10 protein-coding genes are annotated in these 15,195 nt (G+C 71.5%); 5 read left to right on the plus strand and 5 right to left on the minus strand.

Going from position 1 to position 15,195, the window contains the following annotated elements; all coding sequences use genetic code 11:
• Positions 1–11: 11 nt before the first annotated feature.
• The 3 genes from ACIRG6_RS03245 to ACIRG6_RS03255 all read right to left on the minus strand — a co-directional run bounded on the left by ACIRG6_RS03245 (position 12) and on the right by ACIRG6_RS03255 (position 4,610).
• The gene (locus tag ACIRG6_RS03245) at positions 12–518 is read right to left on the minus strand and encodes a hypothetical protein (RefSeq protein WP_350726779.1); all 507 of its coding nucleotides are present in this window, start codon (positions 516–518) and stop codon (positions 12–14) included.
• A 268-nt stretch (positions 519–786) separates the two neighbouring features.
• Positions 787–1,176: a hypothetical protein gene (locus ACIRG6_RS03250; protein WP_364679663.1), complete on the minus strand. Its 390-nt coding sequence runs from the start codon at positions 1,174–1,176 to the stop codon at positions 787–789.
• Complete coding sequence (locus ACIRG6_RS03255) at positions 1,173–4,610, minus strand: ALF repeat-containing protein (protein ID WP_364819315.1); 3,438 nt, start codon at positions 4,608–4,610, stop codon at positions 1,173–1,175. The genes ACIRG6_RS03250 and ACIRG6_RS03255 overlap by 4 nt, the downstream gene beginning before the upstream one ends.
• A 463-nt stretch (positions 4,611–5,073) precedes the next feature.
• On the opposite strand from ACIRG6_RS03255, the gene ACIRG6_RS03260 reads away from it, so the two are divergent.
• A complete protein-coding gene (locus ACIRG6_RS03260; RefSeq protein ID WP_239768001.1) occupies positions 5,074–5,715 on the plus strand; it encodes a superoxide dismutase in 642 nt (213 codons plus the stop codon).
• 128 nt (positions 5,716–5,843) lie between these two features.
• Here ACIRG6_RS03260 and ACIRG6_RS03265 read toward each other — a convergent pair whose 3' ends face one another.
• Positions 5,844–6,629 carry an SAM-dependent methyltransferase gene (locus tag ACIRG6_RS03265; RefSeq protein WP_364679668.1) on the minus strand — a complete coding sequence of 262 codons (786 nt, stop codon included), beginning with the start codon at positions 6,627–6,629 and terminating at the stop codon, positions 5,844–5,846.
• 128 nt (positions 6,630–6,757) lie between these two features.
• Between ACIRG6_RS03265 and ACIRG6_RS03270 the strand changes: the two genes are divergently transcribed.
• On the plus strand, positions 6,758–6,985 hold the full coding sequence (locus ACIRG6_RS03270; protein ID WP_239767999.1) for a hypothetical protein: 228 nt from the start codon (positions 6,758–6,760) through the stop codon (positions 6,983–6,985).
• On the opposite strand, the gene ACIRG6_RS03275 is transcribed toward ACIRG6_RS03270, so the two are convergent.
• Positions 6,972–7,610, minus strand: a complete 639-nt coding sequence (locus ACIRG6_RS03275; protein WP_403320434.1) for a mycothiol-dependent nitroreductase Rv2466c family protein — start codon at positions 7,608–7,610, stop codon at positions 6,972–6,974. The two genes, ACIRG6_RS03270 and ACIRG6_RS03275, sit on opposite strands and share 14 nt — an antisense overlap.
• Positions 7,611–7,758: 148 nt before the next feature.
• On the opposite strand from ACIRG6_RS03275, the gene pepN reads away from it, so the two are divergent.
• From pepN to ACIRG6_RS03290, 3 genes are all read left to right on the plus strand, one after another.
• Complete coding sequence (pepN, locus tag ACIRG6_RS03280) at positions 7,759–10,341, plus strand: aminopeptidase N (RefSeq protein WP_403320436.1); 2,583 nt, start codon at positions 7,759–7,761, stop codon at positions 10,339–10,341.
• Positions 10,342–10,557: 216 nt separating this feature from the next.
• Positions 10,558–11,598 (plus strand): hypothetical protein, encoded by a 1,041-nt coding sequence (locus ACIRG6_RS03285; RefSeq protein WP_403320438.1) that lies wholly within the window; start codon positions 10,558–10,560, stop codon positions 11,596–11,598.
• 284 nt (positions 11,599–11,882) lie between these two features.
• Positions 11,883–15,182 (plus strand): S8 family serine peptidase, encoded by a 3,300-nt coding sequence (locus ACIRG6_RS03290; RefSeq protein ID WP_364679681.1) that lies wholly within the window; start codon positions 11,883–11,885, stop codon positions 15,180–15,182.
• The last annotated feature ends 13 nt before the right edge of the window (positions 15,183–15,195 follow it).

Consider the following 15,195-nt stretch of genomic DNA (forward strand, 5'->3'; position numbering starts at 1 on the left):
GGCGACCCCGGCTAGTTGTTGACGCGGATCTCGACCAGGACGTGCTCGCGGCCGTCGACGGACTCGCCGACGCCCTTCCACGTGTCCGCGGGGATGTCGTACTCGACCTGGTCGCCCTCGGCGGTCATCTCCAGGTGCGTGTTGGTGGAGTCGTCCGTCTTCACCCCGTGCACCGAGGGAAGTTCGAGGGTCAGGAAGCCCTCGTCGGCGGTGACCTCGAAGCAGACGTCCTCGTGGTCGCGCGCGAGGAACTGCAGGAGGTTGCCCCCGCCGGCGCAGTCGGCGAGCACGATGTGGCCGTCGCCGCGCTTGAGGACGACGTTCTGCTCGGCCAGGATCTTGTCGGCGTTCGGGTAGTTGTAGTCCTCGACGGCGTAGCCGGGCGTGCCATCGGCGACGGCGTCGGTGGCGGACCCGGCGGCGGCACCCGCGCCGCCCTGGGCGAGTACGGCCCATGCCAGGGCGCCGGCGGTGGCCGCGGCGCCCAGAATGCGCACGAATGCGCTACGTGACTTCATCACAGTCCTAAAACTCGACAGTTCTTCGGTTCAAGTGCCTTATCGAAGCGGGCACTTGGCGAGCGCGTCCAATACCTGAAACGGACGGAAACCGGATAACCGGTGGGTATGGATCGTGATCCGCATCACACCCGGGAAGGGTTGTAGCGATCTCCATAACGACTTCGCAATAGCTCGCCATGTGGCCCACAGAGAGGCGTCCGGGAAGAAGAGGGAAAGGGCGCGAAGGAGAACTTCACACCCTTTCCGCCCGGCTCCGTCAGACCACTCAGTTCGTCTTGTCGAGCTCCTGCGTGACCGGCCCGTCCGGATCGGACTGGAAATACAGCGTGTCCTGATCGTCTACATAGAGCTGGATTCCGGCGGTCTTGCCGAGCCCGCCGTCCTCGACCCCCAGGTACACGAAATCACTCGACGTTCCCGGGTCCTCGTATTCCCAGCTGCCGCGGAAATCGACCGGCTCCGCGCCCTCGCGCGTCGTCACACCGGTGGCCGAGAAGGTGCCCTTCGCGGAGAGTTCGATCCGCCCGCCGTCGTCGGAGCGGTACACACCGGGCAGCTTCTCCGGGTCGATCGCCCCCGAGCACCCCGAGACGAGCACCGCCGAAGCGGCAAGTACGGCGAAGAGCCATCGTTCACCGGCCCTCTTGCGTGTCACGGGCCCAGCGTAACGTCGAACTCGATCACCTGGGTCTTGGGCGACAGCGGCCCCTCGTCACCGACGACCTTGTCCACGAACGCGCCCACGGTGTCGCTCCACCAGTCCGTGTACCCGATGACCGGAGGGTGCGTCGCCGACTCGATGTCCGATTCGTTGTACGCGGTGTAGCGCCAGGTGACCGATCCGTCCGCGTTCTCCCGGATGGGAGTCATACGGACCTGGTGCGAGCCCAGGAACGTGTACGCGAGGTTGCCGGTGAGTCCGGCCGTGGTGAGCGTGCCGTAGTCCGTGAGGTATTTGCCGACGCCGTCGAAGCCGCTGAGCTGATAGTCGTACATATAGGTGTGGCCCAGCTCGTACTTACCGGTGCGCTGCCATTCACTGAGGAAGTACGCGATCACGCCCTTGGTGTTCGCGTGCTCGCGGTAGATCTTGGTGAATTCGTCGTTCGGACCGAAACACTGCGACTGGGGACCGGTGCCGGTCAGCCAGCTCCACCCCAGCTCCCACGGGTTGGTGCTGTTGGAGTGCTCGATCGGGTCGCCGAACGGCGTCAGACAGCTCTCGGCGCCGTCGGGAAGCCCGGTCTCGCCGTCGATCGGCACCTTCGAGTTGTCGATCGCGTCCTGGATCGCCTGCTGGATCGCGGCCTGGATGACCAGGATCCGCGCCTCGGTGGCGGCGACGGCCGCCTCGGCGAAGGACTTGCCCGCCGCGAGTTCCGCCTGCCGGGCCTTCGTCGCGGAGGCCTGCGCGTCAGCGGCGTAGGCCGCGGCGGTCGAGGCGGAGCGCACGGCCCGGTTGGCCGCGTCCCGCGCCACACTGCTCGCCTTGCGGGCCGCGGCGGCCGCGTTCGCCGCGGTCTGCGCGGACTTGGCGGCGGCGGCCGCGGAGGCTTCGGCGGCCTCCGCGTTCTGCCGGGCCTCCTCGGCGGAAGCCTTGGCGTCCTTCGCCCAGCCCTCGGCCTTGGTGGCCCAGTCGGTGGCCTCCTGGGCGGCCTGCCGGGCGATGGCCGCGGCCTCGGAGGCGCGTGCCGCGTCCTCGAGCGCGTCCTGCGCGACCTTGGCAGCCCGCGCGATCGCCGCCCGGATCGCGCTGATGTGCGTGGCGTGATCGTGGTCGATCCGCGCGAACTCGTGCTGCGTCGTGCCGATGAACTGGCGCAGCATGTGCGTGTCGCCTTCGAGGGCGACCTTCGCCGCGGCCTGGACGTACGGGCCGCCGCTCACCAGGAGCGTGGTGGCCGCCACTTTGTCGTCCTCGTGGACGGCCGCGGCGCGCTTCACGTGCAGGAAGGTGTGCAGCGCCTCGGCGGAGCCGTCCGTCAGGGCGGCCTCGGCGGCACGCCGTACGGCGGTACCGGTGGACGTGTCCGCGAGGAGCGTGGTGATCTCGACCTCGTTGTCGTCCCTGGCCGCCTCGACCGCGCCCCTCTCCAGGAACGTCCTGATGGTGGCGGCGTCCTCGGTCCGCAGCGCCGCCGCGGCGGCCTCGGCCACGTTCTGCGTGGAGATCGCGGCGATGGCCGCGGCGTTCTCCGCGTTGTCCTGCTGCAGCGCGATGGCCCGGTCGGCCTCGATCCAGCGCAGGACGTCCTCGTCCGAGCCGGCGAGCGCGAACTCGGCGGCCTCGCGGGTCCACGTACCGGACCGGTCGAGCAGCTGGACGGCGGCCTGCCGCCCCTTGCTCACGGCCTCGCCGGTCCGGCCGTCCTTGAGCGCCGCCTCCATCGCGGTGATCAGCGCGGCGAGTTCCTCGGACAGGCGCGCTTCCTGCGTACGCTCCTGGTTGGCGCGTTCGAGGCGGTCGGTCTCGGCGGCCCGCTGCTGCTTGGCGGCCTCGATCGCTTCTTCCGTCTCCTCCTCGAGCCGCGCGATCTCGGCCTCCCTGGCCTCCTGCTCGACCGTGCGCGCCTCGGTGACCGCGTCGTACGCCTTGTTCGCGGCTTCCACGGCGGCGTTCGCGGCGGCGGTGGAGCGGTTGGCGTAGTCCACGGCCTTGCCGGCGTTCCGGGCCGCTTCCTCGGCGGCGTCGGCGGCCTTCTCCGCGTGGTCGGCCGCGCTGTCGGCGGCAGCGGACGCGGTACGCGCGGCGGCGGCCGACCTGTGGGACAGCGTCGAGGCCCGGCTCGCGGCCGCCGTGGCCCGGCCGGCGGCGGCCTCCGCGATGGCGGCCTGGCGCTGTGCCTCGGCAGCCTCGGACCGCGCGGCACCGGCGGACACGGCCGCGTCGGCCGACGCACGCGCGGCGGCGGCCGAGTTGACCGCGGCACCCGCGGCCGCGTTGCCCGCGGCCTCGGCCGCGTCGGAGGCGAGGGCCGCGAGCCTGGCCTTCGCGGCCACGGTGCGGACCCAGCTGACCATGGCCCGCGCGGCCTGCGCCGCCTGGTTGGCGGCCTCCGCCATGTTCGCGTTCTTGGAGGCGCTGATCGCGGCGCGGTAGGCACGCGATGCGGCGCGCCCCGCGGCGGCGGCGGCTGCCGAGGCAGCGTTCGCGGCGGCCACGGAGCGCCGGGCCGCGGCCTGGGCGGTACGCGAGGCGGACACCGCGGTCGACGCGGCGGCCGCGGCGCCCTGGGCGGCCCGCGCCGCCTTGTTCGCGGCCTTGGCCGAGCGCTGCACGTCCTGCTCGGCGGCCTGCGCCTCGGCCTTCGCCTCCAGCGCGGCCGCCTTGGCCTTCTCGGCGGCCTTCACCGCCTGCTCGGACAGCTCGACCGCCTCGTCGGTCTTGCGCTCGGCGCGCCGCCCCTCCGACTCCACGATCTTGACCAGCTGCTGGATCTCCGCCGTCTCCTCGTCCCGCGCCCGGGCGATGTACTGCCCCGTCGTCAGGAACCACTGGACAGCCCGCGGCGATCCGTCGTCGAGCGCCCGCTCCGCGTACTCCCGCACCTGCGGCGAGGCGGTCACGAGGATGGAGGTCACCTCGACGCGCTGGTCCTCGTGTTGCGCGTCGTACTGCCCGGTGCTGAGGAAGTCCCGCAGCGCGAAGTCCGTACGGGCTTCCAGCGCCTCGGCGGACTCACGCTTGACGGCCCTGCCGCCGTGCGCATTGACCGTGGTCACGGCCACTTCGAGGTCCTCGGTGACCGCCGTCGCGAAGCCGCCCTGCAGGTAGGCCGCGACCGCCGCGTCCCCGCCGGACAGTGCCTGCCCGATCCCGGCACGCGTGGCCTTGCCCGCGCTGACCAGGGCCTCGGTGAGCGTGAAGCGGTTGTCCTCGGCCGTGGCCTCCGGCAGCCTCTCACTGAGGAACGTGGCCACGTCGTCCGCGTTGCCGACGAGCGCCGCCGCCGCGGCCGTGCGCACCGCGCGGCCGCCGGTCCGGTACGCCTGCACGACCTTGCCGCGGTCGGTACCGGGCAGTCCGGTGCCGCCGTCGGCCGCCGCCGTGCCCGCCGCGTACGCGGGCCGCGACCCGAATGCCCCCATAGGCAGTGCGGTACCTGCCGCAATCCCGCCGAAAATGGCCAGAGACTGGCGTCTGCTGAATATCCGTCGTGATGGTGACATCACGACTCCCTTCTCGATTACGAGGGGAAATGTCGCCGCCCCCCTGAATGCCAAGTCCCTTATCGAAGCCGGGGGTTGGCAGACTCGTCCATTGCAGAAACCGGGCAGAAATCGGATAACCGTCAGGTATTCCTTGTGATGTGCACCACACCTCGAAAGGGTTGTAGTGATCTCTGTAAAGAATTTGTGGGCCGATTCGGACAGAGGTCCCTCTGGTACCGGTGTCCCGCTCGGCCTGGGCGGCACCCCCCTGGACACCGCGCGACCCCCGAAGGGGCCGCTGTGGCACGCCCGGCCACCCCTCGGACGCCCCCGGGGCCCACTCTTGCTGCTAGCGTGCACCTGCAAGCCTTTTGCAATAAGAGGTCGGAGGGGATCCGCCATGTCCGTCTACACGCTTCCTGAACTGCCGTACGACTACTCCGCACTGGCGCCCGTGATCAGCCCCGAGATCATCGAGCTGCACCACGACAAGCACCACGCGGCCTATGTGAAGGGCGCCAACGACACGCTGGAGCAGCTCGCCGAGGCGCGGGACAAGGAGTCGTGGGGGTCGGTCAACGGCCTGGAGAAGAACCTGGCCTTCCACCTCTCCGGCCACATCCTGCACTCCATCTACTGGCACAACATGACCGGCGACGGCGGGGGCGAGCCGCTGGAGAAGGATGGCGTGGGCGAGCTCGCGGACGCGATCGCCGAGTCGTTCGGCTCCTTCGCGGGCTTCAAGGCGCAGCTCACCAAGGCCGCCGCGACCACCCAGGGCTCCGGCTGGGGCGTGCTGGCGTACGAGCCGCTGAGCGGGCGCCTGATCGTCGAGCAGGTCTACGACCACCAGGGCAACGTGGGCCAGGGCTCCACCCCGATCCTGGTGTTCGACGCGTGGGAGCACGCCTTCTACCTGCAGTACAAGAACCAGAAGGTCGACTTCATCGACGCCATGTGGGCCGTCGTGAACTGGCAGGACGTGGCCAGGCGCTACGAGGCCGCCAGGTCCCGCACGAACACGCTGCTGCTCACCCCCTGAGCCGCCTGAGCCCCCGAGACGTCCTGCCTCGTGATCGTCTTCTCACCCTTCACGGCGGCGGGCGGAATGAGGGAAGCCCCCGCGAGGACGTGACTCGCGGGGGCTTCCTGTTGCCCGGCGGGCGTCGGTCAGGGCTTGCGGGCGACACCGCCGTGCTGGCCGATGGGCCGCGGCGGCGCGCCGTCCGGGGACGGGTCCGGCCGCCACAGCGGGACGGACACCACGCCGGGGTCGACCAGGTCGAGCCCCTCGAAGTATGCCTCGATCTGCTCGACGGGCCGCAGGAAGTACGGGACGGCGCCGGTCTCGTTGTAGCCGTCCTGGGCCGCCTCGTAGTCCGGGTCGGTGCCCCGCGAGCCGTCGTTGACGCACAGGTGGCTGCCGGAGGGCAGGCCGGCCATCAGGCGGCGGACCAGCTCGCGGGCCCGGTCGTGGTCGGCGACGTGGCCGAGGATGCCGCTGAGGATCAGGGCGGTGGGACGGGTCAGGTCCAGGGTCCGGCCGGCCGCCTCGAGGACGCGGTCCGGCTCGAAGAGGCTGAGGTCCTCGTAGGCGGTGACGCCCTCGGGGGTGGAGGTGAGCAGGGCGCGGGCGTGGGCGAGGACCAGCGGGTCGTTGTCGACGTAGACGATCCGCGCCTCGGGGGCGTACCGCTGGGCGACCTCGTGGGTGTTGTCGACGGTCGGCAGCCCGGTCCCGACGTCCAGGAACTGCCGGACGCCCGCCTCCCGCACCAGGTACCGGATGCTGCGGCCGAGGAAGGCGCGGCTGCTGCGGGCGATGGTGACGATGCCGGGGAAGACGGCCGTGTAGGCGTCACCGGCCTGCTCGTCCACGGGGTAGTTGTCCTTGCCGCCCAGCCAGTAGTTCCAGATCCGGGCCGAGTGCGGCACAGAGGTGTCGATCTCCGTCATGGGGTGGGACTCGCCTCCAGTGGTGGGGGCTTCCATGGTCCCCTCGCGGGGGAGTCCGCGGGCCGGATTGCCGCCTTTGCGCGCGCCGGGCTTCCCGGTGGGAGGCGTTCCGGGCGACAGTGGCCCGCATGGGTCTTCCGAACAGGCGGTGTCCCAACTGCGGGGACACGGACCAGGACTTCCGGCCGCTCGTCGACGCCGAGAAGGCGTACGCACTGGCGGCGGGGCAGGTGCCCAGGGCCGACCTGGGCACCTACCGGCGCTGCGCCCGCGACGGATGCGTGCGGGTGCAGTCCTACTTCAACTGGAGGTCGGGCTTCGATCTGCCGGAGTCCTTCCGCACTACAGGTTGCTGAAGTCCGGGCCCTTGGTGCGGGTGCGCTTGATCTCGTAGAAGCCGGGGACCGAGGCGACCGCGAGGGTGCCGTCCCAGAGCTTGGCGGCGTCCTCGCCCTTGGGGGCCGGGGTGACGACCGGGCCGAAGAAGGCGAGCTGCTCGCCGTCGGCGCCGGGGACGGCGATGACCGGGGTGCCGACCTCCTGGCCGACCTTGTCGATGCCCTCCTTGTGGGAGGCGCGCAGCTGGGGCTCGTAGGGGGTGGAGTCCCAGTGGTCCATGAGGGACTCGGGCAGGCCGACGTCCTTCAGGGCGGCGGCGATCGTCTCCCTGCCGAGGCCCTCGTCCTGGTTGTGGATGCGGGTGCCGAGCGCGGTGTAGAGGTCGCCTAGCACCTCGGGGCCGTGCTCCTCCTGGGCCGCGATGACGATCCGGACCGGGCCCCAGGCCTTGTTCTCCAGCATGTCGCGATATTCCTCGGGCAGCTCGTCGAGCTTGTCCTCGTTGAGGACGGCGAGACTCATCACGTGCCAGCGGACCTTGATGTCCCGCACCTTCTCGACCTCGAGGACCCAGCGGGAGGTCATCCAGGCCCAGGGGCACAGCGGGTCGAACCAGAAATCGACGGGCGTCTTGTCCGACATGTCTCTCCTCAGGGGGCGTGCGCGACCGAGCGTTCCTCCCGGGCAACGCAAGAGCTGACCCCGGCCATTCCCGGCTGCCGCGCGTCAGGGGCACATGGCAGGATCAGTGCTGTCCGCATACTGAACACCACCCGAGGGAGTGCCGCCCGTGCCCGGTGAGAATCTGTCCCGCGACGAGGCCCGGGAGCGGGCCGCCCTGCTGTCCGTCGACGGGTACGAGGTGTCCCTCGACGTGCGCTCGGCCGTCGGTGACGCGGAGGGCGAGGGGCCGCGCACGTTCCGGTCCGTCACCACGATCCGCTTCCGCTGCAACGAGCCCGGCGCGAGCAGCTTCGCCGACCTGATCGCACCGAGCGTGACCGCCGTGTCCCTCAACGGCCGGGACCTCGACCCGAGCGAGGTCTTCGACGGCTCCCGGATCGCCCTGGAGGACCTGGCCGCCGACAACGAGCTGGTCGTCGACGCCCAGTGCGCCTACTCCCGCACCGGCGAGGGCCTGCACCGCTTCGTCGACCCCGAGGACGGCGAGGTGTACCTGTACACCCAGTACGAGCCGGCCGACTCGCGCCGGGTCTTCGCGGGCTTCGAGCAGCCGGACCTCAAGGCGCCCTTCCGCTTCGAGGTGCGGGCGCCCGAGGCGTGGACGGTGTGGAGCAACGGCGCCGGGGACCGCACGGACGGGGTGTGGCGGTTCGCGGAGACCAAGCCGATCTCGACGTACATCACCTGCGTGGTCGCGGGGCCGTACCACTACGTCACGGACTCGTACGAGCGTCTGCTCGAGGACGGTACGCGGCTGGAGATCCCGCTCGGCGCGATGTGCCGCAAGGGCCTCGCGCCGCACTTCGACGCCGACGACGTCTTCCTCATCACCAAGCAGGGCCTGGACTTCTTCCACGACCACTTCGACTACCCGTACCCCTTCGGGAAGTACGACCAGGCGTTCGTGCCCGAGTACAACCTCGGCGCGATGGAGAACCCGGGGATGGTGACCTTCCGGGAGGAGTACATCTTCCGCGGGAAGGTGACGCGGGCGTCGTACGAGGGCCGCGCCAACACGATCCTGCACGAGATGGCGCACATGTGGTTCGGCGACCTGGTCACCATGGAGTGGTGGGACGACCTGTGGCTGAAGGAGTCCTTCGCCGACTTCATGGGCGCCTTCGCCAACGTCGGCGCGACCCGCTTCAAGGACGCCTGGATCACGTTCGCCAACCGCCGCAAGGCGTGGGCCTACCGCGCGGACCAGCTCCCCTCCACCCACCCGATCACGGCCGACATCCGTGACCTGGAGGACGCCAAGCTCAACTTCGACGGCATCACGTACGCCAAGGGCGCGAGCGTGCTGAAACAGCTGGTGGCGTACGTCGGGCAGGACGCCTTCATGGAGGGCGCGCGGCGCTACTTCAAGCGGCACGCGTACGGCAACACGCGGCTCGGCGACCTGCTGTCGGTACTGGAGGAGACCAGCGGGCGGGACATGGCCGCCTGGGCGCGGTCCTGGCTGCAGACGGCCGGCGTCAACTCGCTGACCCCGCAGGTGCTGCTGAGCGCCGAGGGCCGCGTCGACGAGCTGGCCGTCGTGCAGGAGGCGGCCGAGTCGCACCCCGAACTGCGGCCGCACCGGGTGGCGGTGGGCCTGTACCGGCGTACCGGCGAGGGCGCCCTCGAGCGGTACGCGCGCGCCGAGGTGGACATCGACGGGCCGCGCACGGTGGTGGCGGAGCTGGCCGGGGCCGAGGCGCCCGAGCTGGTCCTCGTCAACGACGACGACCTGACGTACTGCAAGACCCGCTTCGACACGACCTCGCTGGCCACGCTGCGCGAGCACCTGGGGTCCCTGACCGACCCGCTGGCCCGCGCCCTGTGCTGGTCGGCGCTGTGGAACATGACGCGGGACGCGCTGCTGCCGGCGCGGGACTTCGCCGGGCTGGTGCTGCGGTTCGCGGGGCGCGAGTCCGACATCGGCGTCCTCCAGATGCTGCACGCCTGGGCCGGGTCGGCGCTGGTGCACTACGTGGCCCCCGAGGGGCGCGAGGCCGCCGGCCGGCTGCTGGGCGAGGGCGCGCTGCGGGAGCTGCGCGACGCGGCGCCGGGCAGCGAGCAGCAGTTGGCGTGGGCGCGGTTCTTCGCGGCGGTCGCCTCCGACCAGGCGGAACTGGCGCTGCTGCGCGGTCTGCTGGAGGGCACGGAGAAGATCGACGGACTGGACGTGGACCAGGAGCTGCGCTGGGCGTTCCTGGAGCCGCTCGCCGCGCACGGCGAGGCCGGCGAGGACGTGCTGGCGGCCGAGCTGGCCCGGGACGACACGGCCTCCGGCAAGCGGCACCAGGTGCGCTGCCTGGCCGCCCGCCCGTCGGCGGCGGTGAAGGCGCAGGCCTGGGCGCAGGTCGTGGAGTCGGACGCACTCTCGAACGCCCTGGTGGAGGCGACCATCGCGGGCTTCGCGCAGGCCTCGCAGCGGGAGCTGGTCGCGCCGTACGCGGAGAAGTACTTCGCGGCGATCGAGCGGGTGTGGAACGAGCGGTCGATCCAGATCGGGATGGACGTCGTCCGGGGCCTGTTCCCGTCCCTGCGTGACTCGCAGGACACGCTGGACGCCACGGACGCCTGGCTGTCCGCCCACGAGAAGGCCGCGCCCGCGCTGCGCCGGCTGGTCCTGGAAGCCCGGGACGACCTGGCCCGGGCCCTGCGGGGGCAGGCCTGTGACGCGGCGGCGGCCGGTCGCTAGGCCCGCCCCCGGCACCCCGACCTCTGGCCAATGATTGGGCGTTCCGTCATCGTTACGGAATTCAGTCAACAGCAGCCGTAACCCCTGGCCCGCACCTTCGCGGACCAGGGGTTTTCGGCATCCGAACACGCGTCCTTTAGGGCGGTTGTGTCCGGATTCGGCGATGGGCTTGTAACAGCGGTTAAGGGGTGGACCGGGCGCGGGAAGTCCCCGGTCATGACGCACAACACCCCGCTCTCCCCCCGCCCCCTCCACCACCTGGCCGACGGCCGCCGCCGCCTGATGACGGCCGCTCAGCTCCGGGCGCACGGCGTCTCGGCCGCCGAGGCCGCCGAGCAGTGCCGCCCCGGCGGGCCCTGGCAGCAGCTTCTGCCGAACGTCGTCCTGCTCCATCCGGGGCCGCCCACCAGCGACGAGCGGCTGCACGCCGTGCTGCTGTACGCGGCCAGGGAACGGCCCACCGCCGGGGTGCCGGTCCAGCCCGGCGCGGAGGGGGCACCGGACCCCGCCTACGCGGAGGCGGTGATCACGGGCCTGGCCGCCCTGACCCTGCACGGCTTCTGCGGCGCTCCCCCGCTGCCGTCCCTGGACGCCGTCGACGTCCTGGTGCCGCGGATGCGCCGGCTGCGCTCGACGGGCTGCGCGCGGATCGTGCGCACGGCCGCGCTGCCCGCCCCCGTGCAGGTCACCGGGGTGCCGGTGGCGCCGGTGGCGCGGGCCCTGGCCGACGCGGTGGCGGGACTGACGGACGCGGGCGTCGTCCGCCGGCTGCTCACGGAGGCGGTGCGCGGGGGGCACTGCGAACCCGCGGCGGTGGTACGGGAGCTGAACCGGGCACGGCTGCTGGGCCGGCCGCACGTGGTGGCCGCCGTGGACTCGCTGGTGGCCGAGGGACGGGCGATCGCGGAGCAGCGCCTGTACCGGATGGTGCGCGAGCACGGCCTGCCGGACCCGGTGTGGAACGTCGACCTGCGGCTGCCCGGCGGCCCCCACCTCGGCGGTCTGGACGCCTACTGGCCGGAGCAGGCGGTGGCCGTGGAGCTGGACACCCGCGCCCACCGCCAGGAGGACGACGCACTGTGGTCGGAATACGCCCGCAAGCGCGAGCACTTGGAACGACTGGGCATCACGGTCGTGCACATCACGCCGCGCAAGCTGCGGGAGTCGCCGGAGCACCAGGCGGCCGTGGTCCGAACGGCGTTGATGGCGGCCGGAGACAGGGAACCCGCCGCATACGTCGTGGTGCTGCCCCGGTAGTGACGGACCGGGGCGGCATCAGGAGGGGAGAGGAGGGACCGGCGGGCGCGACTGCCCGCCGGTCCCTCCTCGTGTTTCCGGGATTGTCAGCGGCCGTCCCTTACGTCCCCGATGGCGTATGGCGGAAGTACGCCATGCCTCCCAGACGTCACGGACAACTCTCCCCAAACAGCGAACCCTTGCGTAAAGCTGAGCGGTCGTCCGGGATCGCATTCCGGACTGCTTCGGCCAGGACCGAACGTCCCCGGTCGTACCCGCTCGTTCCTTCACTCCAAGGGATGCCGATGACCCACACCCCCCAGCGCGAACCCGTACCGGGCGCGAGACGCGCGGCCCGCATAGCCGTGGCCGCGGGTCTCGTCGCCGCGCTCTCCGCGGCCGGGCCGATACCCCTGGCCTTCGCGGCCGACGGTCCGGGCACCGGGGCAGTCCCGCCGGCCGACGTCTCCGTCAAGTCCGCGCACGACAAGCTCGGTTCGGACGACGCGGACCGGCTCGCCGAGGCGAAGGCCGACGGCACGAAGAACGTCACGATGATGGTCGTCACCGCGCCCGGCCAGACCGAGCAGGTCGCCGAGGAGCTGGACGCCGTCGGCGGCGGCGCCGTGGGCCGGACCGACGACAAGCTCGGCTACGTCCGCGCCACCGTCCCCACCGCCAAGGCGGACTCGGCCATCGCCGCCGCCGCGAAGCTCTCCTCCGTGCACGGCATCGACCTGCGCGACGAGATCCCGCTGGACGACCCGACGCCGAGCGCGGACTCGGCCGGGGGCGCCTCGCAGCAGGGCCGCGCCTACCCGGCGCCCGGCCCGAACACGCCCGCCGAGAACCCGTACAACCCGTCCTTCGAGACGGGCGCCGTCGACTTCGTGAAGAAGAACCCGAAGGCGGACGGCCGCGGCGTCACCATCGGCATCCTCGACTCCGGCGTGGACCTCGCCCACCCGGCGCTGCAGAAGACCACCACCGGCGAGCGCAAGATCGTCGACTGGGTCACCGCGACCGACCCGGTCGTCGACGGGGACGCCACCTGGCGGCGCATGGACACCCCGGTCTCCGGCCCCGCCTTCACCTACGGCGGCCAGAGCTGGACGGCACCCGCCGGCTCGTACCGGGTCAACGTCTTCCGTGAGTCCGTCACCGCCGGCGGCGACGCCAAGGGCGACGCGAACCGGGACGGCGACACCACCGACTCCTGGGGCGTCCTGTACGACGCGCAGGCCGGCACGGTCCGCGTCGACCTGAACAACAACCACGACTTCACCGACGACACCCCGATGAAGCCGTACAAGGACGGTTTCCAGGTCGGGTACTTCGGCACCGACGACCCGAAGACGGACGTGGCCGAGCGCCAGCCGTTCGTGGTCGAGATCCGCAAGGACGTCGTCGTGGGCGGGTCCGGCGCCAAGGCCGACTTCGTCAACATCGGCGTGATCGAGTCCGAGCACGGCACGCACGTGGCCGGACTCACCGCCGCCCACGGCCTGTTCGGCGGCAAGATGAACGGCGCGGCCCCGGGCGCGAAGATCGTCTCCTCGCGCGCCTGCTCCTGGTCCGGCGGCTGCACCAACATCGCGCTCACCGAGGGCATGATGGACCTCGTCGTGAACCGCGGCGTCGACATCGTCAACATGTCCATCGGCGGCCTGCCGGCGCTCAACGACGGCAACAACGCGCGCGCCGAGCTCTACACACGGCTCATCGACACCTACGGCGTCCAGCTCGTGATCTCCGCGGGCAACTCCGGGCCCGGCGCCAACACCATCGGCGACCCGGGCCTGGCCGACAAGGTCATCTCGGTGGGCGCGTCCATCTCCCGCGAGACCTGGGCCGCCAACTACGGCTCCGCGGTGGAGACGAAGTACGCCATGATGCCGTTCTCCTCGCGCGGCCCGCGTGAGGACGGCGGGTTCACGCCGACGCTCACCGCGCCCGGCGCCGCGGTCAACACCATCCAGACCTGGATGCCCGGTGCCCCCGTCCCGGAGGCGGGCTACCAGCTCCCGGCCGGCTACGGCATGCTCCAGGGCACCTCGATGGCCTCCCCGCAGGCCGCCGGCGCCTCCGCGCTGCTGCTGTCCGCCGCCGAGCGCGAGGGCATCGACCTCACCCCGGCGAAGCTGCGCACCGCGCTGACCTCCACCGCCGACCACATCCAGGGCGTGCAGGCGTACGAGGAGGGCGCGGGTCTGGTCAACGTGCCCGACGCCTGGCGTGCGATCGAGCGCGGCGCCACCGCGCACGACTACACGGTCAAGGCGCCGGTCGACACCGCGATCGACCAGTTCCTGAAGACCCCGGGTTACGGCACCGGCCTGTACGACCGCGAGGGCGGCCTGAAGGCGGGCCAGAAGAAGACGTACGAGATCACGCTGACCCGTACGTCGGGCGCCGACCAGGCGATCCGGCACGAGCTGCACTTCGAGAACAACGCCGGGCGCACCTTCCGCATCGTCGGCTCCGACGAGGTGAAGCTGCCGCTGAACAAGCCGGTGACCGTGAAGGTCGAGGCGCGGCCGGGCTCCGAGGGCCTCAAGAGCGCGATCCTCGAGGTCGACGACCCGCGCACCGAGGGCATCGACAAGCAGGTGCTGACGACGGTCGTGGTCTCCGCGCCGCTGAACTACACCTTCTCCGCGAAGAGCTCCGTCCAGCGCAACAGCACCCAGTCGTACTTCGTGACCGTCCCCGAGGGCGCGAAGACGCTCGAGGTGGCGATCGGCGGGCTGAAGGACAAGAGCCAGACCCGGTTCATCGCCATCCACCCGTACGGCGTCCCGGTCGACAACACGTCCACGCCGTACTGCTACAACAACTACCTCGACGGCAACGGCTGCCGGCCCGACGTGCGCGCGTACGCCGACCCGCAGCCCGGCGTGTGGGAGGTCGAGGTCGAGTCGCGGCGCACCTCGCCGCTGCTGGACAACCCGTACACGCTGGACGTCAACCTCCTCGGCGCCGTCTTCGACCCGGAGGTCGTGACCGTGCCCGAGGCCAAGGCCGGCACCCCGGCGACCGCCTCGTGGACGGTGACGAACCAGTACGCCGCCCTGGAGGGCAAGCTGGTCGGCGGCCCGCTCGGCTCGGCCGAGACGTCCCGCCCGTCGATCAAGCAGGGTGAGACGAGGACGACCACGGTCGAGGTGCCCGCGGGCGCCACGTCGCTCGACGTCGCCATCGGGGGCGTCTCCGACGCGGCCTCCGACCTGGACCTGACGGTCTACGACAAGGACGGCAAGGTCGTCGGCCAGTCCGCCGACGGCGACTCGGAGGAGTCGGTGTCGATCCCGGCCCCGGCCGCCGGTACGTACACCGTGAAGGTCGCGGGCTACTCGGTGCCGTCCGGCACCACCGAGTACGACTACCGGGACGTGTACTTCGCCGCGTCCCTCGGCTCGGTCACCGTGGACGGCTCGGCGCCGGTGAAGCTCGGCACGGGCGACTCGGCGACGGTCTCCGGCAGCGCGACCGCGCTGGCCGCCGCGCCGGAGGGCCGTGAGTTCTTCGGCCGGGTCCAGCTGGTGAACGCGCACGGCACGGTCGCGGGCCTCGGCAGCGTACGGATCGGCAAGGTCGTGCCGTAGTCCGGTACGGCAG

This window comes from Streptomyces flaveolus (assembly GCF_044765825.1).
Taxonomy (GTDB): Bacteria; Actinomycetota; Actinomycetes; order Streptomycetales; family Streptomycetaceae; genus Streptomyces; species Streptomyces flaveolus.